The organism is Leptospira fluminis (genome assembly GCF_004771275.1).
In the GTDB taxonomy this organism is placed as follows: domain Bacteria; phylum Spirochaetota; class Leptospiria; order Leptospirales; family Leptospiraceae; genus Leptospira_B; species Leptospira_B fluminis.
This window is the reverse complement of record NZ_RQEV01000007.1, coordinates 171424-193441: the sequence shown is the minus strand read 5'-3', so window position 1 is coordinate 193441 and position 22018 is coordinate 171424. Positions and strand designations below refer to the sequence as shown.

The 22018-nt window shown below is 48.8% G+C and carries 24 protein-coding genes; 17 read left to right on the top strand and 7 right to left on the bottom strand.

The window, feature by feature from the left end; all coding sequences use genetic code 11:
- The first annotated feature begins 76 nt into the window (after nucleotides 1-76).
- The 11 genes from speD to EHO61_RS06170 all read left to right on the top strand — a co-directional run bounded on the left by speD (nucleotide 77) and on the right by EHO61_RS06170 (nucleotide 9390).
- On the top strand, nucleotides 77-463 hold the full coding sequence (gene speD / locus EHO61_RS06220) for an adenosylmethionine decarboxylase (protein ID WP_167884817.1): 387 nt from the start codon (nucleotides 77-79) through the stop codon (nucleotides 461-463).
- Nucleotides 464-577: 114 nt separating this feature from the next.
- Nucleotides 578-1444: an S-adenosylmethionine decarboxylase gene (locus EHO61_RS06215; protein ID WP_135812762.1), complete on the top strand. Its 867-nt coding sequence runs from the start codon at nucleotides 578-580 to the stop codon at nucleotides 1442-1444.
- A 9-nt stretch (nucleotides 1445-1453) separates the two neighbouring features.
- On the top strand, nucleotides 1454-2296 hold the full coding sequence (gene speE / locus EHO61_RS06210) for a polyamine aminopropyltransferase (protein ID WP_135812761.1): 843 nt from the start codon (nucleotides 1454-1456) through the stop codon (nucleotides 2294-2296).
- A gap of 2 nt (nucleotides 2297-2298) precedes the next feature.
- Nucleotides 2299-3117 (top strand): orotidine-5'-phosphate decarboxylase, encoded by an 819-nt coding sequence (gene pyrF, locus EHO61_RS06205; RefSeq protein WP_135812760.1) that lies wholly within the window; start codon nucleotides 2299-2301, stop codon nucleotides 3115-3117.
- A gap of 38 nt (nucleotides 3118-3155) precedes the next feature.
- Complete coding sequence (locus EHO61_RS06200) at nucleotides 3156-3617, top strand: YqaA family protein (protein ID WP_210415309.1); 462 nt, start codon at nucleotides 3156-3158, stop codon at nucleotides 3615-3617.
- A gap of 73 nt (nucleotides 3618-3690) precedes the next feature.
- On the top strand, nucleotides 3691-4983 hold the full coding sequence (locus EHO61_RS06195; RefSeq protein WP_135812759.1) for an NAD(P)/FAD-dependent oxidoreductase: 1293 nt from the start codon (nucleotides 3691-3693) through the stop codon (nucleotides 4981-4983).
- A complete protein-coding gene (locus EHO61_RS06190) occupies nucleotides 4974-5756 on the top strand; it encodes a DUF1365 domain-containing protein (protein WP_135812758.1) in 783 nt (260 codons plus the stop codon). The genes EHO61_RS06195 and EHO61_RS06190 overlap by 10 nt, the downstream gene beginning before the upstream one ends.
- The gene (locus EHO61_RS06185; protein WP_135812757.1) at nucleotides 5743-7041 is read left to right on the top strand and encodes an SAM-dependent methyltransferase; all 1299 of its coding nucleotides are present in this window, start codon (nucleotides 5743-5745) and stop codon (nucleotides 7039-7041) included. Before EHO61_RS06190 ends, EHO61_RS06185 begins: the two co-directional genes overlap by 14 nt.
- Nucleotides 7038-7535: a DUF2062 domain-containing protein gene (locus EHO61_RS06180; protein ID WP_135812756.1), complete on the top strand. Its 498-nt coding sequence runs from the start codon at nucleotides 7038-7040 to the stop codon at nucleotides 7533-7535. Before EHO61_RS06185 ends, EHO61_RS06180 begins: the two co-directional genes overlap by 4 nt.
- Nucleotides 7536-7551: 16 nt before the next feature.
- Nucleotides 7552-8343 (top strand): DUF1295 domain-containing protein, encoded by a 792-nt coding sequence (locus EHO61_RS06175; protein ID WP_135812755.1) that lies wholly within the window; start codon nucleotides 7552-7554, stop codon nucleotides 8341-8343.
- A 15-nt stretch (nucleotides 8344-8358) separates the two neighbouring features.
- Entirely contained in the window at nucleotides 8359-9390 is a 1032-nt protein-coding gene (locus tag EHO61_RS06170) for an SAM-dependent methyltransferase (RefSeq protein WP_135812754.1), read from the top strand.
- Between the two features lie 35 nt (nucleotides 9391-9425).
- Here the strand turns inward: EHO61_RS06170 and EHO61_RS06165 are convergent, their stop codons facing one another.
- Complete coding sequence (locus EHO61_RS06165) at nucleotides 9426-10046, bottom strand: TetR/AcrR family transcriptional regulator (RefSeq protein WP_135812753.1); 621 nt, start codon at nucleotides 10044-10046, stop codon at nucleotides 9426-9428.
- 90 nt (nucleotides 10047-10136) lie between these two features.
- Between EHO61_RS06165 and EHO61_RS06160 the strand changes: the two genes are divergently transcribed.
- Entirely contained in the window at nucleotides 10137-11720 is a 1584-nt protein-coding gene (locus tag EHO61_RS06160; protein WP_135812752.1) for a phytoene desaturase family protein, read from the top strand.
- A gap of 51 nt (nucleotides 11721-11771) precedes the next feature.
- On the opposite strand, the gene EHO61_RS06155 is transcribed toward EHO61_RS06160, so the two are convergent.
- The 5 genes from EHO61_RS06155 to EHO61_RS06135 all read right to left on the bottom strand — a co-directional run bounded on the left by EHO61_RS06155 (nucleotide 11772) and on the right by EHO61_RS06135 (nucleotide 15081).
- Entirely contained in the window at nucleotides 11772-12527 is a 756-nt protein-coding gene (locus tag EHO61_RS06155) for a hypothetical protein (protein ID WP_135812885.1), read from the bottom strand.
- 8 nt (nucleotides 12528-12535) lie between these two features.
- A complete protein-coding gene (locus tag EHO61_RS06150; RefSeq protein WP_135812751.1) occupies nucleotides 12536-12742 on the bottom strand; it encodes a hypothetical protein in 207 nt (68 codons plus the stop codon).
- A gap of 105 nt (nucleotides 12743-12847) precedes the next feature.
- Nucleotides 12848-13390, bottom strand: coding sequence for a hypothetical protein (locus EHO61_RS06145; protein ID WP_135812750.1), 543 nt, complete (start codon nucleotides 13388-13390; stop codon nucleotides 12848-12850).
- The gene (locus EHO61_RS06140; protein ID WP_135812749.1) at nucleotides 13374-14486 is read right to left on the bottom strand and encodes a KamA family radical SAM protein; all 1113 of its coding nucleotides are present in this window, start codon (nucleotides 14484-14486) and stop codon (nucleotides 13374-13376) included. The genes EHO61_RS06145 and EHO61_RS06140 overlap by 17 nt, the downstream gene beginning before the upstream one ends.
- Before the next feature lie 274 nt (nucleotides 14487-14760).
- Nucleotides 14761-15081, bottom strand: a complete 321-nt coding sequence (locus EHO61_RS06135) for a hypothetical protein (protein ID WP_135812748.1) — start codon at nucleotides 15079-15081, stop codon at nucleotides 14761-14763.
- 160 nt (nucleotides 15082-15241) lie between these two features.
- Between EHO61_RS06135 and efp the strand changes: the two genes are divergently transcribed.
- The 4 genes from efp (at nucleotide 15242) to EHO61_RS06115 (ending at nucleotide 17785) form a co-directional block, all read left to right on the top strand.
- Complete coding sequence (gene efp / locus EHO61_RS06130; RefSeq protein ID WP_135812747.1) at nucleotides 15242-15808, top strand: elongation factor P; 567 nt, start codon at nucleotides 15242-15244, stop codon at nucleotides 15806-15808.
- Nucleotides 15809-15924: 116 nt separating this feature from the next.
- Nucleotides 15925-16458 carry a 1,2-dihydroxy-3-keto-5-methylthiopentene dioxygenase gene (locus EHO61_RS06125; RefSeq protein ID WP_135812746.1) on the top strand — a complete coding sequence of 178 codons (534 nt, stop codon included), beginning with the start codon at nucleotides 15925-15927 and terminating at the stop codon, nucleotides 16456-16458.
- On the top strand, nucleotides 16459-17094 hold the full coding sequence (mtnB, locus tag EHO61_RS06120) for a methylthioribulose 1-phosphate dehydratase (protein ID WP_135812745.1): 636 nt from the start codon (nucleotides 16459-16461) through the stop codon (nucleotides 17092-17094).
- A gap of 7 nt (nucleotides 17095-17101) precedes the next feature.
- Nucleotides 17102-17785 carry an SDR family oxidoreductase gene (locus EHO61_RS06115; RefSeq protein WP_135812744.1) on the top strand — a complete coding sequence of 228 codons (684 nt, stop codon included), beginning with the start codon at nucleotides 17102-17104 and terminating at the stop codon, nucleotides 17783-17785.
- Nucleotides 17786-17795: 10 nt separating this feature from the next.
- Here EHO61_RS06115 and EHO61_RS06110 read toward each other — a convergent pair whose 3' ends face one another.
- Nucleotides 17796-20324, bottom strand: a complete 2529-nt coding sequence (locus tag EHO61_RS06110) for a histidine kinase N-terminal 7TM domain-containing protein (RefSeq protein WP_167884816.1) — start codon at nucleotides 20322-20324, stop codon at nucleotides 17796-17798.
- Between the two features lie 604 nt (nucleotides 20325-20928).
- Here EHO61_RS06110 and EHO61_RS06105 point away from each other — a divergent pair.
- Entirely contained in the window at nucleotides 20929-21963 is a 1035-nt protein-coding gene (locus EHO61_RS06105) for a tyrosine-type recombinase/integrase (RefSeq protein WP_135812743.1), read from the top strand.
- Nucleotides 21964-22018 lie beyond the last annotated feature (55 nt).

The window sequence follows — 22018 nt, the reverse complement described above, 5'->3', positions numbered from 1 at the left end:
AGTTGACAAAAAAACATAGTCATACGCATGCTCGGTTTCTAACCGAGAAACCAATTTCGGAGGTGTCAGGCAGTAGATGAACGCATTGGGAAAGCACGTAATTGCAGAGTTTTACGAGTGTGATTACGAGACCATCAACAATCACGAATTGGTAGAAGATATCATGTTGAAGGCAGCCGATCTTTCCGGCGCCACGACGATTAAGTCCGTGTTTCACCGATTTAGTCCGTTTGGCGTGAGTGGAGTGGTCGTCGTGAGCGAATCCCATTTCGCGATCCATACCTGGCCCGAATACGGTTATTGTGCCATAGACGTCTTCACGTGCGGAGACATCATCGATAACCAGGCTGCTCTGGAATATCTCAAGGAACGCTTCGGTGCGAAAAGCATCTCCGTAGTGGAAATGAAGCGTGGTTTGTTGCAACTAGGCGTAGGCCTACCACACAAACCAATTGGGAATTAAGTACTTTCTATCCGGCAGTGCCGGACAACCCCCCATCGCTAAGAACGAATTCCCTTCCCCCGGAGGGAGGAAGGTTTTCTCTTATTTTATCAACACGAGGAGAGGTATCAAAGTATGAACCTAGAGATTAAAGAAACATCCAAAATCGTAAGTCGTTTTTCTTATTTGAGAAATTCCATCGAATTGAGTCAGACTAACGCCGGAGAAACCTTCCTCTTGACCAGGGAGGCGATTCCTGCCGGCGGTGTCGTTGCGGTATGGGGAGGTAAGGCAGTTCATAAAGACGAACTGGCCGGGCTTTCCGGACTGGCGACCCCCCATCGCGTGCACGAGGACTTTTACCTTGTGTCTCCTTTGCACGACGACGGAGTCGATTCCGTACATTACATCCGTCAAAGTGCGGAACCGAATTGCGGTTTCCAAGGAGATATCACCTTGGTCGCTCTCCGGGACATCGCGGTAGGCGAGGAAATCACGTACCACCCTGCGATGAAAAACCCGGAATTGGCATGGGCAAGAACGGAAGAAGCCGAGATCGTTAGAAAGAGATTCAACGGGAACTTCCCGTCCTATATCCAATCCAAGATCGAAACCGATCCGGAGTTGAAAGTATATGAGCCTTTCAAAAACGGAGCTTGGGGTCTTTTGACTTCCATCGATCTGGAAAATTGTGATGCGGCTCTGATCCGGGATGCGGACGCGATCAAACGTTACGTTTTAGAACTCTGCGATCTGATCGAAATGAAACGCTTCGGCGAAACCGTAGTGGTTCACTTCGGAGAGGATGAAAGAGTGGCCGGATACTCTATGTTCCAGCTCATCGAGACTTCCTGTATCTCCGCGCATTTTGCGAACGAGAGTAACACTTCCTATATCGATATCTTTTCCTGCAAAGGGTACGATCCGAAAGTGGCGGCGGAATTCACTCGCAACTTCTTTAAAGGCGATGCGATGCGCCTTACGGTAACGAACCGCTTCTAAGGAGGCAGATTGGAACTTTGGCTGGACGAAGCGCTCGAACTACCGAACGGGCGCGCGCTCAAGATTAAGGTAAAGGAGTTCTTGCACAGTCGCAAGACCCCTTTCCAGCAGATAGACGTATTCGAGTCCCAGGGCTTCGGTCGTATGTTCACCTTAGATGGTGTGGTCATGATGACCGAGGCGGACGAATACGCGTATCACGAAATGATCGTCCACGTTCCGATGATGAGCCATCCGAACCCCGAGAAGGTTCTTGTGATCGGCGGAGGGGACGGAGGAACGGTCCGCGAGGTGCTGAAACATCCTTCCGTCAAGGAAGTGCATCTCTGCGAGATCGACAAAGGAGTCGTGGACGTCTGCTACGAGTATTTTCCCGGGATCGCGAATGCGATGAAAGACCCTCGGGTCAAACACGTGTATGCGGACGGAGCCAAATACGTCGAGGACTACAAAGAGTACTTCGACGTGATCTGCGTGGACTCCTCCGACCCGGTGGGGCCGGCGGCGGTCCTTTTTAAAAGGCCCTTCTATGAGACCATGGCGGCTTCCTTAAAGGAAGGCGGGATCTGTACGACCCAGGCGGAAAGTTTTTACTATCACGGAAAAGTGATCCGAGAGTTGTTTCAGTTCATTCCCGATATTTTTAGGCATTGCGGGTATTACTTCACGGTGGTTCCTACCTATCCGTCCGGGATCATAGGGTTCAGCTATTGTTCCAAAGGACCGGATCCTTACAAGGTCGAACCGGATCCGAAACGGGTTCCCAAGGGATTAAAGTACTATTCCGCGGAGATGCATAAGGCGGCCTTTGTTCTCCCGCCTTTCGCGCAGGAATACATCGTCCGTAAGTAACCTTGGATTTTTATTCTAAATTCGTACGACGCAGAGAAAACCTAGATTCTCTTTTGTGCGTCGGAATCGATCCGGATGCTTCCAAGCTTCCTTCTTCCCTGGATGGAAACCAAGATAAGCTGTTTCTATTCTCCAGAGAGATCGTGGATGCCACTGCGGATTACGCGGTGGCCTACAAACCGAACGTCGCGTTTTTCGAAGCGTTCGGTTCCCAAGGGATCTCCCAATTCGAAAAGTTGATCCGTCATATCAAGATTCATTATCCCGGGATTCCGATCGTCGCGGATGCGAAGAGGGGAGACCTGGACAACACGGCGCGCCAATATGCCGCATTCTTTTTTAAGGACCTGGGAGTGGATTCGCTGACGCTTTCCCCGTATATGGGCGCGGATACCGTCCGTCCTTTTATAGAGGATGCGTCTAAGATGGTATTTTTACTTTGCCTGACTTCCAACCCGGACTCGGCACAGTTCCAAAAAAAGACCTTCTCGGAAACCGGGAGAAGGTTGTACGAGGAAGTCGCTGTCGTGAGCGAATCCTTTTCTCCCAGAAATGTGGGATTGGTAGTCGGAGCCACCCATCCGGGCGAAATGGGCGAACTTAGAAAATCGCATAGGGACCGGGTCTTTTTGATTCCGGGGTACGGGGCGCAAGGAGCGTCGTTAAAAGACGTACTGGCCGTCTGCGGGGAAAACTCCCTGGTGAACTCCTCTAGAAGCATTATTTTTTCTTCTCCCGGGCCCGACTTTGCCGAGGCCGCGGGTAAGGCCGCGAAAAAGATCTCCGAAGAAATGCGGATCCTGCTGAAAGATAAGAAATGACTCGACTTTATTAAAGAAAGCTGATCTCTTATTCGGGCTTGGACCTGGATTTTACGAAATTCGGATCGGAACTGATCGGTTCTTACGGCGGCTTGGGGCTCGCTCTGGTTTCCTTTGCGGCCGCGACGATATTGCCCTTCAGTTCCGAGGCCGCACTGCTTCTGGCGATTTTTTCGGGGATGCCTTCCGACAAGGCGGTGTTCTGGGCCTCCGTCGGAAATTGCAGCGCTTGCTCTTTCAATTACGGGATCGGTTTTTGGTTCCGCGGGAAAGTGCAAAAGAAAATCTCGGAGTCCAAACTCTACGCCCTCTGGGCATCCAGGATCGAAAGACACGGAATTCCCGTTTTGTTCCTTTCCTTTTTGCCGATCATCGGAGATCCGATTACGATACTCTCGGGTTTTTTCAGACAAAGTCTTTGGATTTTCGTCCCGATCGTATTTTCCCTTAGAATTTTAAGATACCTGCTTCTTTCGGCGGGGGTATTTCCGGGCATGTAAGGGGAGTGGAAATTTTTTTCGGCCGGAACCCTTCGCACCGAGTCTATTAAGGAAAGATTTTTCGGAGAGTACTTTGAAGCGATCCTCCCAAAAGAAAACGGATCGGCGTTTGGCCATCGTCGGGACAGGCATCGCCGGAATGGGTTGTGCCCATTTTCTAAAAGACGAATACGAGCTCACAGTATTCGATAAAGCGGATTATATCGGAGGACATTCCAATACCGTCATGGTGGACGACGGTGGAGAACATATTCCAATCGATACCGGATTTATCGTGTTCAATCATGTGACCTATCCGAACCTGAAACGGTTGTTCGAGGAACTGGACGTACCGACTCAAAAGACGAGTATGTCCTTCAGCGTACAGCATGTTCCGGAGGATCTGGTATTCTGCGGTTCCGGACTGAGCGGCCTCTTTGCCCAAAGGAGGAACGTATTCAACGGAAATTTTATTCGTTTATTATTGAATATTCATAGATTCAATTCGGAGGCTCCTTCGATACTCGAGGATCGTCGGTACGAGGATTATTCCCTCGGGAGGTACGTAAAGGAAGCCGGATACCATCCTGATATTCTAAAATACTATCTGGTGCCCATGAGTTCCGCGGTTTGGTCCACTCCCGAGGATTTGATGTCGGAGTTCCCCGCGATCTCCTTGGTCCGATTCTTTTTGAACCACGGGTTTCTCGGCTTAAACACGCAACACCAATGGTACACCGTAAAAGGAGGGTCCCGGGAATACGTAAAACGTCTCACCGCTCCCATCTCCGATTCGTTCCGACTCAAGACTCCGATTTCGGGAGTGGAAGTCGTTTCGGAGAAAAAAGTAAGACTCCATTTAAAGGGGGGCAAGGCGGAAACCTTCGACAAAGTGATTCTCGCCACGCACGGCGACCTCTCCTTACGGTTATTGAAAAAACCTTCCCCCTTACAAAAGGAATTACTCTCTCAATTCGAGTACCAAAAAAACACGGCGACTCTTCATACCGACGATTCGGTCATGCCTAGGATCAAATCCGCCTGGTCCTCTTGGAACTATAGGATGGATGGAATCGAAGGAAGGATCCGACCGCACACGATCTACTGGATGAACAGTCTGCAGGAAGTTTCGAAAAAGAGGAATTATTACGTTTCTATCGGAGATCCGGGAAAGGTGGATCGGAGAAAAATCATAAAAGAGATCCTATACGAACATCCTTTGTTTCACGTCGGATCTCTTCGGGCACAACGAAGGCTTTCCGAACTGAATCGGGACGGCCCGTTGTATTTCTGCGGAAGTTATTTCCGTTACGGATTCCACGAGGACGCATTATGGTCCGCCAAAAACCTTTCTGAAACGCTTTTAGGAAGGAAAATATGGAGCTGAACTCTAAAATCGTGGAAGCCAAGGTGATGCACCATCGGCTCCTTCCCAAGCGGAACCGATTCCGATACGGGATTTTTACGTTTCAACTGGATCTGGACGAACTCGATCGCCTGGGAAAATCCCTTTTTCTTCTAGGAAGAAACCGAAGGCGTTTGTTTTCTTTTAACGATTCCGATCATCTGAATTACGGTTATTCCGATATAAAGGAGAATTTTCTGGAGTATATCCGGAGCCAAGGAGTCAAAGAAAACGTAGGGAAGGTCGTCCTCGTAACGAACCTACGAGTGCTAGGGTACGCTTTCAATCCGGTTTCCTTTTATTTTGCGGAGGACGAATCCGGTTCTCCTATCTGCGCGGTCGCGGAAGTGGGAAATACGTTCGGTGAAATGAAACTTTACTTTTTGGGAAAAGAGACGTCGGACGGGAAAGGGTTTCGTAAGAAGGAAGGGAAATATTTCTACGTGTCTCCCTTTGTGACCCTGGATTCCGTTTTCGATTTTCGCCTTTTTCCTCCGAAAGACGGGGAGTTGCATGTGCGCATAGACGCCTTGGAGAGGGGAAACACCACCATGGTGACCACGTACACCGGAAGAGCGAGGAAGCTGAGCGATCTGAATCTGCTCTGGATGTTTTTGAAATATCCTCTAGTCACGTTGAAAATCATCGGCCTGATCCATTGGCAGGCGTTCAAATTGTATCTTTACAAGGTCCCTTTTATCCGAAAGAAGGAAGACACAAGCCTACAGATAGGAGTTCACCTTGGAAAGCGATAACCTTGCCAAAGTCTCTGCCGCAGATTCCCGTTCTGCCTTATCTTCGAACGGCACAGAATTTTATAAGCGTCTTTTTTGGACGGCGCTCTCCCGAATGAAGAGAGGGTCTCTGCGAATCTTACTCTCCGACGGAGGGCAAACCCACTTAGGCGATCCCGAATCGGGGGAGCCGGCGGAATTCCATCGCGCTCTCATCCAAGTTCGGAGTCCTTCCTTCTTTAAAAAGTTGGTTTTACACGGAGACCTCGGTTTGGCGGAATCCTATATGGACGGGGACTGGGATACGGACGATATCAGGTCCATCATCTGCTGGTTTTTGCTGAATTTGGACGAGACTCCTTCCATAAGCGGCTCCAAAAAGGAGTATTTCCATCTCTCCATGATGAATCTAGGAAATAAGCTATTGCATATTTTCCGGCGGAACTCTTTAAAAGGAAGCAAGAAGAACATCGTCGAGCACTACGATCTAGGGAACGAATTTTACGGAAAGTTTTTGGATCCCACGATGACTTATTCCTGCGCGACTTTCGGGGATCCCAAGGATTCCCTTGAAGCCGCCCAAATCGCGAAAATGGAAAGTCTATGCAAGAAATTGCGCTTAAGACCTTCCGATCGGATTTTGGAGATCGGGACCGGGTGGGCCGGGTTTTCCACGTATGCAGCTTCCCGTTACGGATGTAACGTAGTAACCTATACGATTTCCGAGGAACAGTTCCGGTACGCGAGAGAAAAAATCCGAGGCATGGGCTTGGAGGATAAAATCGAAGTCCGCTTAAAAGACTATAGACTTGTGGAGGGCATGTACGATAAGATCGTCACCGTGGAAATGCTCGAAGCGGTAGGACATCGATATTTCGAGGATTTTTTTTCCATGTGCAACCGGGTCCTGAAAAAGGACGGCTTGATGGTCCATCAAATCATCACCTGCCCGGATTCCCGTTACGAGTCCTTTCGGAAAGGGGTGGATTTCATCCAAAAGCATATTTTTCCCGGATCGCTACTCCCTTCCATCGCCAGGATCAACCGGGCCGTCAATCGGACAGGAAATATGTTTCTGCACGAGATGGAGGATATAGGACACAATTACGATCGGACACTTCTTTCCTGGCTGCATTCCTTCGAAAAAAATCTTCCGGCTATCCGCGCGCTAGGCCATGACGAAAGGTTCGTCCGAAAATGGAGATACTATTTTTCCTATTGCGCGGCCGCTTTTTATATGCGGAATATCAGCGTCGTCCAAGTCGTCTATACCCGTCCGAATAATCTGAGTCTGAATTCAGCGTGAGTACGAACGAAAATCCAAAAACTGCAACGAAGCCTTCCTTTGTCGGAAAGCTGAAAGAGGCCATCGTCAAGGAACTGAAGACGGGAATCAGTCCGGAAAAAATCGCGCTTTCCCTCGTTCTCGGAGGAGCGATCGGAGTCTTTCCTTTGATCGGTACTACGATGGCTCTCGCGGCCGTATTCGGATTTCTTCTTAGGTTGAATCCGATCTCCGTACAGCTTGCGAATTATGCGATGTATCCTCTGCAGATTTTTTTGCTGATCCCTTTCCTGGAATTCGGGGCGAGATTGTCCGGCACCCGCTTGGATCTGGAATGGGCGTATCGGTTCGTGGACGGAGATCCATCCTTACTGTGGAAAGGATTGCGCGATTCCGCCCTCTACGCCGTAGTCGGTTGGGGGGCGACGGTACCTGCTTTGGCTTTCGCATCTTATTTCGTAGTATTACCTCTCGTGAAAAAAATCGATCGGATCGTCCGCAAAGATTCCCTTTAAGATATAGGAGAACCGAATGTACGAAAACGCGTTGTTTTTGATGTTGGTCGCATGGCTCTTTGTCTTCGTGCTGATGAGCCTGCTTTGGCTTGTAGGAAGGGTTTTAGGGAACTACGCCATCGTGGATTTGGGCTGGGGTCTCTGTATTTCCTCGGCCGCGATCGTATATTTCATCCTCGGTACCGGAGATCCGATTCATAAGACCGTTTTCGCGTTTATGGCGACGGTTTGGGGCTGGAGACTTTCCTATTTTATACTGACGACCCGCATTCTGACCGGACACGAAGACCGGAGATACACCGCCTTTCGGAAGGAATACGGAGACCGGGTACACCGCAAATTCTTTACGAACGTTTTCCAATTCCAAGGATTGCTCGGAACCGTCCTAAGCTTGCCGTTCGTTTTTCCCGCGCTGAATCCTTCCGGTACCATCCATCCGTTGGAGATTCTCGGACTATCGCTCTTTGCCGTCGGGATCGTGGGGGAGTCCGTCGCGGACTTTCAACTTTCCGAATTCAAAAGAATGCCGGAGAACCTGCAAAAAGTCTGCGACACCGGGCTTTGGAAATACAGCAGGCATCCGAATTATTTTTTCGAATGGGTGATCTGGGTGTCCTTCGGTTTGGTGTCGTTGGCTTCTCCTTGGGGTTGGATCGGACTCGTTTCTCCGATCGTCATGTTCGTATTATTGACGCAAGTTACCGGAATTCCGTTAAACGAACAGGGGCAGTTGGAATTGAAGGGGGAAGCTTACCTGGAATACAGTCGTAAAACCAGTGCGTTCGTACCTTGGTTCCCCAAAGAATAAGCGGACGAAAAAAGGATGAGCCTCCTGTACCGACTTCTGGAAAAGGATTTCTTTCCCGATTGGTTGATCCGGATTCGGATCCGCCGATTGCTGAAGGTCCGTCTCCGCCAAGAAAACCGAGGAACCCGAGAAAAAGACCAAGAACATCTGATCGAGTATGTCCGAAAACTGAAGGAATCTCCGATCGCGATCCATACGAATGCCGCCAACGAGCAGCATTACGAAGTGCCTTCCGATTTTTTCCGATTGGTCATGGGAAGATACATGAAATACAGTTCCGGATTTTGGGCATCTCCCGACGTAGGAATCGACGAATCGGAACGAGCCATGCTGGAACTTACTTGCAAACGTGCCGGGTTGAAGGATGGAATGACCGTCTTGGATCTAGGTTGCGGTTGGGGTTCTCTTTCCTTATACGTAGCCGAAACATATCCGAAATGCAAAATTCTAGGAGTCTCCAATTCCGGGAGCCAAAAGAAATATATAGATGCGGAAGCCGGAAGACGGGGACTCCGAAATCTTACGATCCAAACCGCCGACGCGAACGTTTTTAAAACGAACATCAAGTTCGATCGAATCCTTTCGGTGGAAATGCTGGAGCATGTCAGGAATTACGAGGCCCTGTTTGAAAGATTGGCCGGCTTCCTAAAAAAGGACGGTTTGTTTTTCATACATATCTTCACTCATAAGACGTATGCGTATGCGTTCGAAGTGGTGGACGATACGGACTGGATGGCGAAGTATTTTTTCACCGGCGGACAAATGCCTTCCCACGATCTTCTTCTATACTTCCAAAAGGATTTTCTAATAGAAGACCAGTGGGTAATCGACGGAAAGCATTACTCTCTAACTTCCGAGGCCTGGCTTCGGAACATGTACTCCGATCGAATGAAAATTCTAGGAATATTGGAAAGGACGTACGGAAAAGAAAACGCGTTGAAATGGTTCGTATATTGGAAGGTCTTCTTTCTTTCCTGTGCGGAACTCTGGAAATTCCGCAACGGAGAAGAATGGGCCGTTTCCCATTATCTGTTCCGAAAGAGGTGACCGATTCGACCCGAGCGGCGCGACCTTCCTGCGCTTTAGGCCTTCATCCCGTTGTACAGGAAAGAGATCAGTTCCTTCGTGACCTTTCTCGCCTTTTGAAGATCCACGGAACGGAACATCACCTGCTTTCCCGCGAGTAGCACCGCGATCCCGTGTACCATCGTCCAGGCAGCAGTTGCGGATTTTTCCACGCTATCCGTTCGGATCAGCCCCGCGTTCTTACAATCTTGGATGATTTCCACGATGATTCGAAAGGAATCGTTCTCCGCGAGGACCAAGGTTTCGTATCGTGAATGGCTTTCGATCTGGTTCCCGTACATGATCCGGAATAGATCCGGATGTTCCAGGGCGAATTCCACATAGGTCACTCCGGACTCCCGGAATAACAATAAGGGCCTTTTTTTGTACCTGCTTTGGAAGTTCTTGAGCCTTTCCGACAAGAGCCTGAATCCCTCCTCGGCGATGTCCGCGTACAGGGATTCCAAATCCGCATAATGTCTGTACGGGGCGGATTGGCTGACTCCGGCCGTTAAGGCGGCCTTTCTCAAACTCAACGCTTTGTAACCTTCTTCCTTTAGGATGCGGATCGAGGCGTCTAGAAGGGCGCGTTTTAGGTCCCCGTGGTGGTAAGAATTTTTGTCCTGCTTCATTTTCATGTTGACATATATTACATTGTTTACGAGTATTACATCTAATCGACTTATGTAATAAGTGTTAACATTATTCGAGACGAGGGGATATTGTCAATGGAAAACGAAACGATAAGCGACACATACGACGTCATTTTTATCGGCTCCGGAATGGGAAGCCTTACTGCGGCAAGCCTGCTAACCCAATTTGCGGGAAAAAAGGTTCTGATTCTCGAAAAGCATTTCCAACCCGGGGGCTTCACGCACGAGTTCCAAAGAAAGCAGGGAAAATTCCATTGGGATGTGGGAATCCATTACGTGGGAGATATGCACGAAGAGGGCCTCTGCAAAAAAATCTCCGATAAGGTCACGGGTAAGAAAGTGATCTGGAAGCGTATGCCGGACCCTTTCGAGCGATTGGTCTTTCCGAATAGTACGTTCGACATTTACGGCGATCCCGCTAAATTCCAAGCCGACCTGATCCGGAGATTTCCGGAAGAACAACCCGCGATCGAAAAGTATTTGAAGGACATCAAAAAAACTTCCGCTTTGTTCGGAAAATCCCTGATGCTCCGTCTTTCTCCTCCTCCCTTGGAATCGTTTTCCGAATTATTGGGAGAGGGCGGGATCCGGACCTTAAAGGAATATTTCGACGCGAATTTCAAGAGCGAAGAATTGAAGGGGATTTTGGCGGCCCAATGGGGGGATCACGGACTTCCACCTTCCAAGGTGGCATTTGCCATGCACGCTTCTCTGGTACAGCATTATATCAACGGGGGATATTATCCTGTCGGCGGAGCCGGCCGAATCTTCGATGCCGTGGAAGAAATCGTAGTCAAAGGCGGAGGAACGGTACTTTCCTCCACCGAGGTATTGGAAATTTTGGTCCAGGACGGAAAAGCAGTAGGCGTCAGGACCAAAGCTCTTCGAGGAGAAGGGTTGGAGCGGGAATTTCGGGCTCCTGTAGTGGTCTCTTGCGCGGGGGCATATCCCACGTACACCAAGCTTGTTCCGGAATCCGTTCCGGTTCCTTTCCGGAATTCCCTCTTAGACTTTTACGATCGGGAAAGGATGACCACCAGTCTTTGTTTGTACTTAGGACTCTCCGATAGCCCTGCGAAGTTGGGATTCAAAGGGGAGAACTATTGGATTTTTTCTTCCCCCGATCATGATCGTAACTTCTCCCGGAGGAACGATTGGATCGAGGGTTCGGGAGAAATTCCAAACATTTACGTTTCCTTTCCTAGTCTCAAGAACCCGGAGGCGAAACACCATACAGCCGACGTGATCACGTTCACGGATTACGATCATTTCGCTAAATGGAAATCCTTGCCTTGGAAAAAGCGTGGAGAAGATTATAAATCTTTAAAGGAAAAGATCACGAACAGGATGCTTATGACTTTGGAACGTCGCTTTCCCGGATTCGGAAAACTCGTGGAATATTCGGAACTGTCCACTCCGATTACGAACGAACATTTTACCTCCCACCCGGACGGAGCGATTTACGGTCTTGCCTGCGTGGCGGAACGGTACGACAAGGAGAAATGTCCTTGGTTCGACGTCCGCACTCCGGTCTCCGGATTGTATCTCACCGGAGCGGATGCCGGCTCCCCCGGAATCGCGGGCGCAATGATGGCTGGATTGGCGGCGGCGACCGCAGTGGTCGGAGATTCTAGGATGTTGAAATTGCTTCGGAACTAAGTACTTTCTTTCGTTCCCGCCGCGGGGAGGAAAGTGCGATCCGGATCAATATCAATAGTTCAGCTTTAGGATCCGGATCTCTTTCTCCTCGAATCTGAGGGTATCCTTGATCTGTTGGAAACGCTGTGCCGAAAAAGGCGATTCCGGAGTCCGAAGTTCCGTCTTTAATTTTACGATTTCGTGATAGAGTTCCACGAGTTCCAATATGTTCCCTTTCGCTTCTTTGGAGTAGAGAATCCGGAACATGGGTCCGATCCGGGACGGGATGTCGGAATGTATGATTTCCCCTACGCCCAGATCGCCGATATAACGGAACATCCAGTTCTGGAGATAGATCGCCAAAAGCCTCTCCATCCGGATCACGTCTTCTTTCGTATTCCTAGGAACGATCCCTTTAAAAAAACGGTATCTTTTGCGAAGGTACTTTCCTGCGGAGACCCCGTCCACCGGTTCCAACTTGGTCTTATCCCATTCTTCCTTGATGATGGGAAAATATTCGGAACCGAAATAGGGTTCTCCCAATTCGCAGATGTGAACCGCGCCCGGATCGAAACTTTTCATTCTCAATCGGAAGCTATCCCAATCCCCGGAAATTAGGTTCACCGGACCTTGTTCCTGCAAAGGCTCGAGAGCCTTGTTGATTTCGCGGATGAAGTTGCTCTTGAGTTGGTCGGAAGGATCCGCCAAGAGAAAGAAATTAAAGTCGGAGGAAGGATTTGCGTCCCCCCTCTGACGGGAACCGTAAAAAATAAGTTCGAACGGTTTCAGGGAGGATACGCTCGAGAGATTTTCCTTAATCTTTTCCATCTTCTCTATCACTCGAAAAAAAGCCGCATCCGCGAAAGGTTTTCTAAAATCGCTTTGTATGCTTTGTCCCTGGTTTCCGCATCTCCGAAAGGCAGGGATTTTACGTGATTGAAGTCGTGATAGGTAATTTCTATCGTGTTCCCCGCCGAATTCTTCCGGATAGAGGAAATAAAGTCCAAATTAATGACTTCCGTATCCCCTAATTTCAACCACATATACGCTCAAAAACCCCGGGGCGGAACCCCTCGACGGATAGGGTAGTTGTCGGAACGGATTTGGTCAAGAAAATACGAAAATATGGGAAAAAGGCATTTCCGGCATTAAAAGGCCCGAATCCGACGGCTTACGAAATCATGGAATTCCTTCCCCAGTTCCAGAGTGCTAAGCCCCTTCTTGTTTTCCATTTCGGTTTCGAATACGAAGATAAAATTCCCCCTTTGCCATTCCCAGCGAACGTAACAGGATTCGAATGAGGAGGAGGAATTTCTACAACCGGAAAAGACAGTCGACCTGGTGTCTTCCTTCATGGGAAAATATTGGAACTGCCGACCGTTCATTTTGGCCTGCTCCGATTCGGAAACCAAATAGCGGAAGTCGTTCGCGTTGTCCTCGGTATAAGAAGAGGCCCGAAATCGATCGAAGTTGGAGGCGGTATCGGTGATCTTGCAGTCGTAATACAATCCTCTCGCGAACAAACGACCGAAATCCAATACCACGGCGTTTCCCTGCGCGTAATAGACCACGTCATAATTCAGTCGGAGCACCGCGGGATTTTCCACCGTGCTCGCCTTTCCTTCTCCCCCCGGAGTTTTGCAATTCCAAGCCAATGCGACGACGAACAGAAATCTAATAACCGATTTCATACAGATCTCCTCTGTAATTTCGGAATACGTAAGAGGAGGATTTTTCCTCTTCCAAGTATTCCGCGGGAAGAGGAACCTTGCCTCCTCCTCCCGTAAGGTCCACGACATACAGCGGAACGCATAGCCCGCTAATCCTGCCTCGGATCGACTTCATCAATTCCACTCCCTTCGAGATCGGAACCCGAAAATGGGCGGAACCGTACACCTCGTCGCAATGGTGCAGGTAATACGGTTTAATTCCGGCCGATGTCAAACCGTAGAACAACTCCACGAGAGTCTCCACGGAGTCGTTGATGCCCTTCAGCAGCACGGATTGGTTCAGCACGGTCGCGGATCCGTCCTGGACTAACATCCGGATCTTTTCCCTGGAAAAGTCCGTCAACTCCTTGGGGTGATTGAAATGGGTCACGATGAAGACGGGGAAATGCCTACGGAGTACGGCGCAAAATTCCGGAGTGATTCGCATGGGAAGAGTGACGGGATAACGGGTATGAATCCGGACCTGATTGATATGAGGGATGCGCTTTAGTTCGCTTAACAAAAAATCCAATTTGGAATCGGATAAATTCAGCGGGTCCCCTCCGGAAAGGATCACTTCGCGGATCTCCGGACGGCTTTTGAAATATTCCAGCGCCTGTTTCCAATCTTCTCCGTCCGGAGTCTGGGAAGATTGGGATACCTTGCGCTTTCGGGTGCAAAAACGACAATACACGGCGCAAACATGGGACAGATACCAGAGAGCGCGGTCCGGATATCGGTGCGTGACACCTTTGACCGGCATATAGGATTCCTCCGCCAGAGGGTCCGGCCTGTCCCAGATGCGAGGGATCCATTCCTCTTTTCTAGGAACGACTTGGAGTCGGATCGGGCAGTCGTCGTTCTTGGGGTCCGCAAGACCGAGATAGTAAGGCGTAACGGAAAAGGAAAAGAGTTCCTCGCATTTCTTCAGGGATTCCCGTTCGTCGGAGGTGAGTTCTAGATGACGGGAAAGTCCTTCTTCGTCCCGGATTCGATTCTGAATCTGCCATTTCCAATTTTCCCATTCGGGATCTGTGGAAACCGGAGTAAGTTCGCGATGGTCGGACGAAGTTCCCAGAGTTTTTTCCCCTCAACACTCTTGTTTTGGCGAATCGGGGGGAAGTCAATCGAAGATCCTTCAAAAAAAATCGGAAACCGGTACGGTTTCCGACGGAAATTTATATTTATATAAAACCTCAGGGAGATGGACTCATCGATTTCGGTTGGAGACTTAGGAGAAGGATGAGCGGGTTCCCGCTTTTTTATGGACGGCGCATTTTTTGCCCAAATCCGCCGCCGCTTCTCTCCCGGGAACAACCTCCCTGAGGGACTTACAGAACTGGATTTCCGATTCAAGCCGGAGGAGGAAGAAAAAGATAACGATAGGATAGAGTATGATGAGAACCGAAAATTTCTTTGATTCTAAAATCCGTATGGGAGAGGTCCTGCTCTCCGTAGCCCGCTTGGGGGCGGATGCTGGAGAGGACTCCTTTGTCGTCTTCTCCCGAAGATAGAGGAGGGTGATGAGAAGAAACGATTTCTTTGAATTCTTGGGTCCGGGCTTTTTTGGAAAGAACACGCATCTTTCCGCCGGAGAAATCCTGTCCCAACAATTCGAAAACGAAGAGCAGGGAGAGAAGCGAAGCCAGTAGATTTAGGCTGAACCGTTTCATAGGTCTATATAACAATAGACGGGTAAAAAACGAATCGGCAACCTTTTTCCTGCAAAAAAACCTCAAAAAAGAGGGCTTTGGGAAAACCGGTTCTTTTTCCTTGACACCTCGCTTTCCCGCTCGGATATAGAAGGAGCGCAATCCTTTTTTTAGGTCGTTTATGAACTTAGGAATCACCGAAGTCAAGAAAGGCATGGTCCTTAAAGTAGAAGGGGAACTCTACTCCGTAGTCAGAAGCGAATTCGTCAATCCCGGCAAGGGATCGGCTTTCATCAGAACCAAATTGAAGAACCTGGTCCGCAACAGCTCCATAGAGCGCACGTTCAAAGCCGCGGAGAAATTGGAATCCGTGGACTTGGAAAAAAGACAGATGACCATCTGTTACTCCGACGGAGACGACATCATCTTCATGGATACCAACGATTTCGAGCAGCTTCCCGTCTCCAAAGAATACTTGGAGGACATTCTTCCTTTTCTCAAGGAAGAGACCGCGATGGAGGTATCCTTTTACGAAGGAAAACCGATCGGAGTGATTCCTCCGAATTTCGCGATTTTGGAAGTAACTTACGCGGAAGAAGGTCTAAAAGGAGATACTTCCGGAACCGCTTTGAAACGCGTCACAGTGGAAACCGGCGGAGAAATCAACGTACCGATCTTCGTAAAACAAGGGGACGTGATTAAAATAGACCTACGGGACTTGACATACGTAGAAAGAGTGAATAAGTAAATAGAAGGCGAATATAAGTATCTTCGACAATGCTCGGAGTTTCGAGCGAGAAAGAAGGTCTGTTCGGGTCGGGGACTTTTTTAGGGAAAAAGAACGACACCCAAGGAGATAAGGTAATGGCAACCATCGTCCAAAAACCCGGATTACCGGAAATCAAAGAGAAGCAGGAAGTCCAATCCTTCCTGAAAAAACGCGGAATCGAGTACGACCATTGGATCGTTCCGACTTCTTCCACCAACTTGACGGATAGAGAAGTACTTTCGGAAGACGATAAGGAAACTCTCCTGAAAAATCTGGACAATCGCTTCGAAACCCTGAAGCAGGAAGAAGGATACCAGTCCAGGGATCTCATCGTGTTACACCCCAATGTTCCCGGCCTTGCCGAAATGCTAGCGAAGTTCGATAAAGTGCACTACCACACGGATGCCGAAGTGAGATACATCGTGGACGGATCCGGAGTCTTCGGATTCGCATTGCCCGGAGAGAAATTCCTGGTAAAGGTAGAGAAGAACGATTTTATCTCCGTTCCGAAGAACACCAATCATTGGTTCACTCTAGACGAGAAGAAAAGAATCAAAGCGGTTCGGTATTTCCAAGACATGAGCGGTTGGGTTCCCAACTACGTGGAAGAAACGACGGCTCTCGTCTAAATGTCCCGCCCTAAAGAACTCTCCCGACTGGCCAAGTCGGGAGTTCTGTACCATTCCAAAGGCTGGATGCCCGGGACCGCAGGAAATCTTTCCCTTCGAGATCCTAAGGACGGAAACCTATTTTGGGTGAGTGGAAGCGGTTTGGACAAGAATCGCCTCGACAAAAAGGATTTTTTGCCCGTCCGATTGGAAACCGGGTCCGTGCCGGAGAATTGGAAAGGGAAAGAAGGATTAAAACCTTCCGCGGAGACTTCCATCCATCGTGCCGTTTATAAAGCCTTTCCGGAAATGGGATGTTCTCTCCATGTTCATACTCCCGAGTCCAATCTGATCCGTACGGGTGTGAACCGGGAAAAGCCGGTTTTGGAATGGAATCTGCCTTCCTTGGAAATCATCAAGGCCTTCGGCATCTGGGATGAGAATCCCCAAGTTTCCGCGCCCGTGATTTATAATTTTCCGGTCGTCCAGGAGATTTCGGACGTTTTGCAGAAGTACCTGGAGGAAAAGAAACCTAGAGTACCGATGTGCGTTATCGAGAACCACGGAATCACCGTCTGGGGAAAAGACCTGACCCAGGCAAACCGCCATCTGGAAGCGGCGGACTTCATCCTGAAGGTCTGGCTCCTTTCCCGCTAAAATCGTCATGGGTTCCAGGCAGATACTAGTGGCCGGAGCGGGTTCCGGAATCGGAGAATCCATATTCAAAAAACTGAAATTTTCTTCCGGAGTCGAAGTGATCGGCGCATCCCGGAGGGGAAACGATTTGTCGGAAGGGATTCGTGCCGGCCGAAACCATTTTTGCGACTTTTCGGAAGAACAAAGTATATTTGAATTTTGTAAATTGCTCAAATCTTCTTGGACTAGGCTGGACGCGATCTATTTCACATTCGGCGACGGGCTTTTTTCGACCCTCGAAAATTTGGATCCGGAGAGTTGGAAGAAACACCTCTTTCTGAATCTGACTGCGCCCTTTCTTTTGACCCGGGAATTGACTCCTTTATTGCAAAAAGGGTCCTTTCTCTGTTATCTTTCCTCTACCGCAGGCAGGCAGGGTTTTCCGGAATCCTCCGCGTACTGCGCTTCCAAGCACGGGCTCGCGGGATTCGCCAAGGCCCTCCGGGAAGAATGGAAGGATCGGGAAATCAGAGTCAGTGTGGTGTATGCCGGTGCGATCGACACGCCGATTTGGGACGGAAGGGAAGGCTTCGATCGGAAAGACATGATTCCTGTGGAAGACGTCGCCGAATTTCTCGCGTCATTATCGGATCAAAAACCCTCCTTCAATCTGGACGAGATCGTTCTTCTCCCTAAGAAAGGGATTCTGTGACGTCGCAAACTTACGCCGGTTGGTACGGTAGCGCAACGTAAAAAACCGTTTTGCCCGGCTCGGATTCGAACCAAATGCGGCCCTCGTGTTTTTCCACGATCCTCTTGGCGATATCCAACCCCAATCCGGAACCTTCTCCCGGCGCTTTGGTGGTAAAGAACGCGTCGAACACTTTGCCTTTTACGTCCGAAAGAATTCCCGGGCCGTTGTCCTCTACCGAAACCAGGACTTCCCGCTCGGAAGAAAGCTTCCCTCGGATCGCAAGCTTCCCTTTGTAGTTCATCGCTTGGACGGAGTTCATGATTAGATTCGTCCAAAGATGCATGAGGTCGTCCGGGAAACCGAGGAGGGACGGAACTTCCGTCAGATCGGTGGAAACTTCCACCCCGTGTTTGAAAAGGTTTTGGTAAAGAGTCAAAACCGTATCCACATTGTCTTTAAGGGAAAAAGGACGTTTTCTATGGGAAGACTCGAAATGCGCAAAACTTCGGAGCGCGTAAACGATTTTGGAAGAACGTTCCACGGCGGTGCGGATCGTGCCGACACTCTGTTCCGGACCCAATAAATCCAAAAAGAAAGGGAGCAATTCCCTTGTTTTTGAAAGAGTCAGAAGCGGAAGGAATTCTTTCCATCTGGAAACGATCCCGTGATCCACGAACAATTCCGCGGTCTCCTCCGGGAAGAGAACTCCGGATTCGATCATTTCCTCTTTTATCTGCGAAAGAAGTCTTCTACGTTCCAGTCCGATCGTCATCTCTCTGGAACCGATTCCCAGGTGGATAAACTTTTCGAAAAGATCCCATTCCAGAGGAGTCAACGTGCATAATGCTTCCAGATGGGATCGGATTCCCTCGCGGATCCTTCCCAAATAGGAAAGAATATTGTGGCCCGCCGCTTGGATGGCTCCGATCGGATTGTTGATTTCATGCGCGATTCCGGCCGCCAGTTGTCCCAAGTCCGCCAATTTGGAGGTCTGGATCAGTTTTGCCTGCGTTTGTCTCAGGTTTTGCAGGGTTTTTTCCAACTCTTTCTTTTGCTCTTCTATGATGGAACTTTTGGAAGAGATTTCCTCGTTCGCGGTTTGGAGAGTGTGGATCCTACCTTCCGCTTCCTCCAGACCGGTAACGTCCGCGCCCGTGGAAATGACATACAATAGGTTTCCCTTTCCGTCTCGGACTTCCTTGTGTTCCCAGGTCGTGTACCTGGATTTTTCGTCCTGACGTTTCAAACGGATATTCGTTCTATGAGGAAAACGTTTCGGACCGAACCTTTGGCGGAAGACCCGCATGACCCTCTCTTTGTCCTTGGGAAAGAGGACCTGCTCCCAAAAGGAGCGACCCTCCAATTGGGAAAGCTCATAGCCCGTAATTTCCAAGCAAGCCTTGTTCAGAAGAATCAGCCTACCTTCCCCGTCCAAAACCAAGAAGAGTATTTTCGTAGAATCTAATATACTTTGTAGAATGTCCCTTCTTTCCGAAATTTTCTGTTCCGCAAGGACCCTTTCCGTCATGTCTCTTAGGGTTACGATACGATATGAGGAATTGAATTCTCCCAACGGTTTGATCGAAACGTCGAAGTGGCAATGGGATTTGGCGCATCTCCATACCGCTTTATTCTTTTCCTCCGCGGAACTTTGGTCCAAAACCTCGGTTAGATCGGGAAGGAATTCGGAAAGCTTTGCGTCCCCGTACAGACGTCGGGCTTTGAGTAGATCCAAGGCCGCTTGGTTGCAATCCAGAATGGAGTTTTCTCGATTGAGCACGAAGACCACGTCTTCGATCCATTCGAAGACTCGGTCTCTCGCGAGAGGAATCAGGTCGAGGATGCGGAAATAAAAAAGACCGTACAACCAGATCAGGCAGGAGATGCTGGCAGCAACGGGAAAGATGTCCAACTTGGAATGAACGAAAGGCATGAATTTGCCGATGGTCATGATTTGGGTGAAGAAGGGGATGCAGAGTCCGATCAGGATGATGGAACTGCGGATTCGGGAAAACCCTCTCTGAAAGATTGCGCCGACAAGAAGACCGAGGAGGCAAATGGAGAAGACGCCTAGAAAATTATAGACGTAGACGTTCATCCAAGGGCCGTACTCGTATACTAGAGCGCGCCAAGGCGCGGACTCGTCGAAGAAATAGCTAGGTCGGATCCATTCCGGCTTTCCGAACCATACGGAATACTCCACGGCGGCCGGGACGAGTGCGAAGAAGACCATGGTGATCGGCTTTACGAATTTGTCCAGATTTAGGATCCTCATCACCAAGAGAGGGAGAGAGACGACCATGATGTCCGGGCCCAAAAACTGGAAGTTATCCCAAAAAATGATATCCTGATCGCGAACCGAGACCATTTCCCAGAAATAACCGAAGTTGTAAAGAGTCATTCCGAAGGAGAGAGCCATGAACTCTTTTGCGCCGGAATTGTTTCTGTTCCGGATCGAAAGTAAGAGGGTCAGAGTGGAAAGACAGAAACTAAAAACGGGAAGAATAGCAAAGGGGGTCCAACGAAACCAAATCGAAATTTGAGCGTCTGCATCCATGCGAAAATGAAGAGGATCTCCTACCGGCCAAAAGAAGGCGAGGGACCGGATAAGATAAATGGAACCATGCAAACGGAAACTTGCAAGGAAAGTATTCTTACGCCGATTTTTTTTGTTAGACTAGTTCTGAACACGACCGTTTCCGAATCGAGAACCTTCCCTATCCATGGGCAAAGCAAATCCGTTAAGCTACTACAGAAAGTGATTCGTGCAAAAGTCTCCGAACTCTTTTTCGAAAATTTTCGTACCCTGTTCGTTTGCGCCGCTTCGCGCATAAAGAATCGAAAAGAAGAATATTTTAAAATTCAAAACAACCCGCGCGATCGCAGTGCGCCTAACGGTGGATTCTCCCTTAGAGGATAGGCCATTTCCCTTTCCAATCGTCTCTTAAGGAACAAATTTTGCGACTCAGGAACAATTTCTCCACCATCTCCGAAAAATTGCGTTATGCGCCTCTTTTTTACAATTTTAGACACTTTTCGGTCAAAATTTCTTGACGGATCGGCAGAGATTCGCCCATTTTAAATGCCTTTGGGACCCAAGGGGCAGAGCCATGGGGAGAAGATATACTATACAAATATTTAGTAATTTTAAATTCTGACCTATGCCTTCCCTCATAGAGATTCGCAGAATTTGGGAGAATGGACGTGCTATTGTGATCGTTCGTTCTTCTTTTAATTCCGATTTGGTTCGAGACTTTCACCGGCATAAGAAAGCAACTTGGGATCCTATCCAGAAACATTGGAAATTCCTTTTTTCGGAGCCCTTCCTTTCCGGACTCGTTTCGAAATACGGCAAAAGGATCGATGCGGATCTGGACATTCTGCTTCTTCCTTTGAAGACGGAGCTTTTGCGTAGAAATTATAGTAAAAAAACGTTAAAAGCATATTTTTTATATAATAGGGCATTTCTACGCTCTTCCGAATTGAACCCATATCATGTTCGGGAAGAGGATCTAAGATCTTATCTGGATAAGATCCTTTATGAGAAGAAATTGGCTTCGGTATCGATGCGATCCTTGGTGCAATCTCTCAAATTTTATTATAATCATGTAATCGGAATTCCTGCGTTGCGATCCTATTCTTCCCCTAAAAGGGAGAATCGTATTCCGGAATCGCTTTCGAGATTGGAAGTATCTAGGATTTTAAATGCATTAGATAATCTTAAACATAAACTTTTATTGAAGATTTGCTACGGGGCAGGTTTAAGAGTAAGCGAATTGACGAGACTGCGGGGGATAGACATTGATTGGGAGAGAAAAACGATCCGTGTCCGGCAAGGGAAAGGTAAAAAAGACAGGTTTTCTCTTTTGCCCGACATTTGCAGAGAAGAGCTATCGGAAATCATCTCTCGACAAGGCCAAAATTCTTGGATCTTTCAGGGAATGGTTTTCGGGAAATGCCTAAGCGTTCGTTCCGCGGAAAAGATCTTTTCCAATGCGAAAAAAGCAGCGAATATCAAAAAAGATGTTTCAATACACGATCTTCGCCATGCATTTGCGATCCATCTTTTGGAATCCGGAGCGTCCATTAAAGTGATCCAAAGGCTTTTGGGACACGCGTCGGTGAAGACTACGGAGATTTATGCGCGTATTACCGATCCGAACGCAATCAGGATCAAAAGTCCCCTCGATCTCTGATTTTACGAACATTCGGCTTTTTGGTTATTTTAGTGGGTTATGCGCACCTACGGAG

Excerpts from the sequence above, each read along its gene's own strand:
- efp (WP_135812747.1), top strand. The coding sequence starts at position 15,242 with ATGAACTTAGGAATCACCGAAGTCAAGAAAGGCATGGTCCTTAAAGTA.
- EHO61_RS06125 (WP_135812746.1), top strand. The coding sequence starts at position 15,925 with ATGGCAACCATCGTCCAAAAACCCGGATTACCGGAAATCAAAGAGAAG.
- EHO61_RS06190 (WP_135812758.1), top strand. The coding sequence starts at position 4,974 with ATGGAGCTGAACTCTAAAATCGTGGAAGCCAAGGTGATGCACCATCGG.
- EHO61_RS06170 (WP_135812754.1), top strand. The coding sequence starts at position 8,359 with ATGAGCCTCCTGTACCGACTTCTGGAAAAGGATTTCTTTCCCGATTGG.
- EHO61_RS06160 (WP_135812752.1), top strand. The coding sequence starts at position 10,137 with ATGGAAAACGAAACGATAAGCGACACATACGACGTCATTTTTATCGGC.
- EHO61_RS06135 (WP_135812748.1), bottom strand. The coding sequence starts at position 15,081 with ATGAAACGGTTCAGCCTAAATCTACTGGCTTCGCTTCTCTCCCTGCTC.
- EHO61_RS06175 (WP_135812755.1), top strand. The coding sequence starts at position 7,552 with ATGTACGAAAACGCGTTGTTTTTGATGTTGGTCGCATGGCTCTTTGTC.
- EHO61_RS06165 (WP_135812753.1), bottom strand. The coding sequence starts at position 10,046 with ATGAAAATGAAGCAGGACAAAAATTCTTACCACCACGGGGACCTAAAA.
- mtnB (WP_135812745.1), top strand. The coding sequence starts at position 16,459 with ATGTCCCGCCCTAAAGAACTCTCCCGACTGGCCAAGTCGGGAGTTCTG.
- EHO61_RS06105 (WP_135812743.1), top strand. The coding sequence starts at position 20,929 with ATGCCTTCCCTCATAGAGATTCGCAGAATTTGGGAGAATGGACGTGCT.
- EHO61_RS06110 (WP_167884816.1), bottom strand. The coding sequence starts at position 20,324 with ATGGATGCAGACGCTCAAATTTCGATTTGGTTTCGTTGGACCCCCTTT.
- EHO61_RS06215 (WP_135812762.1), top strand. The coding sequence starts at position 578 with ATGAACCTAGAGATTAAAGAAACATCCAAAATCGTAAGTCGTTTTTCT.
- EHO61_RS06150 (WP_135812751.1), bottom strand. The coding sequence starts at position 12,742 with ATGTGGTTGAAATTAGGGGATACGGAAGTCATTAATTTGGACTTTATT.
- EHO61_RS06115 (WP_135812744.1), top strand. The coding sequence starts at position 17,102 with ATGGGTTCCAGGCAGATACTAGTGGCCGGAGCGGGTTCCGGAATCGGA.
- EHO61_RS06155 (WP_135812885.1), bottom strand. The coding sequence starts at position 12,527 with ATGGAAAAGATTAAGGAAAATCTCTCGAGCGTATCCTCCCTGAAACCG.
- EHO61_RS06145 (WP_135812750.1), bottom strand. The coding sequence starts at position 13,390 with ATGAAATCGGTTATTAGATTTCTGTTCGTCGTCGCATTGGCTTGGAAT.
- speD (WP_167884817.1), top strand. The coding sequence starts at position 77 with ATGAACGCATTGGGAAAGCACGTAATTGCAGAGTTTTACGAGTGTGAT.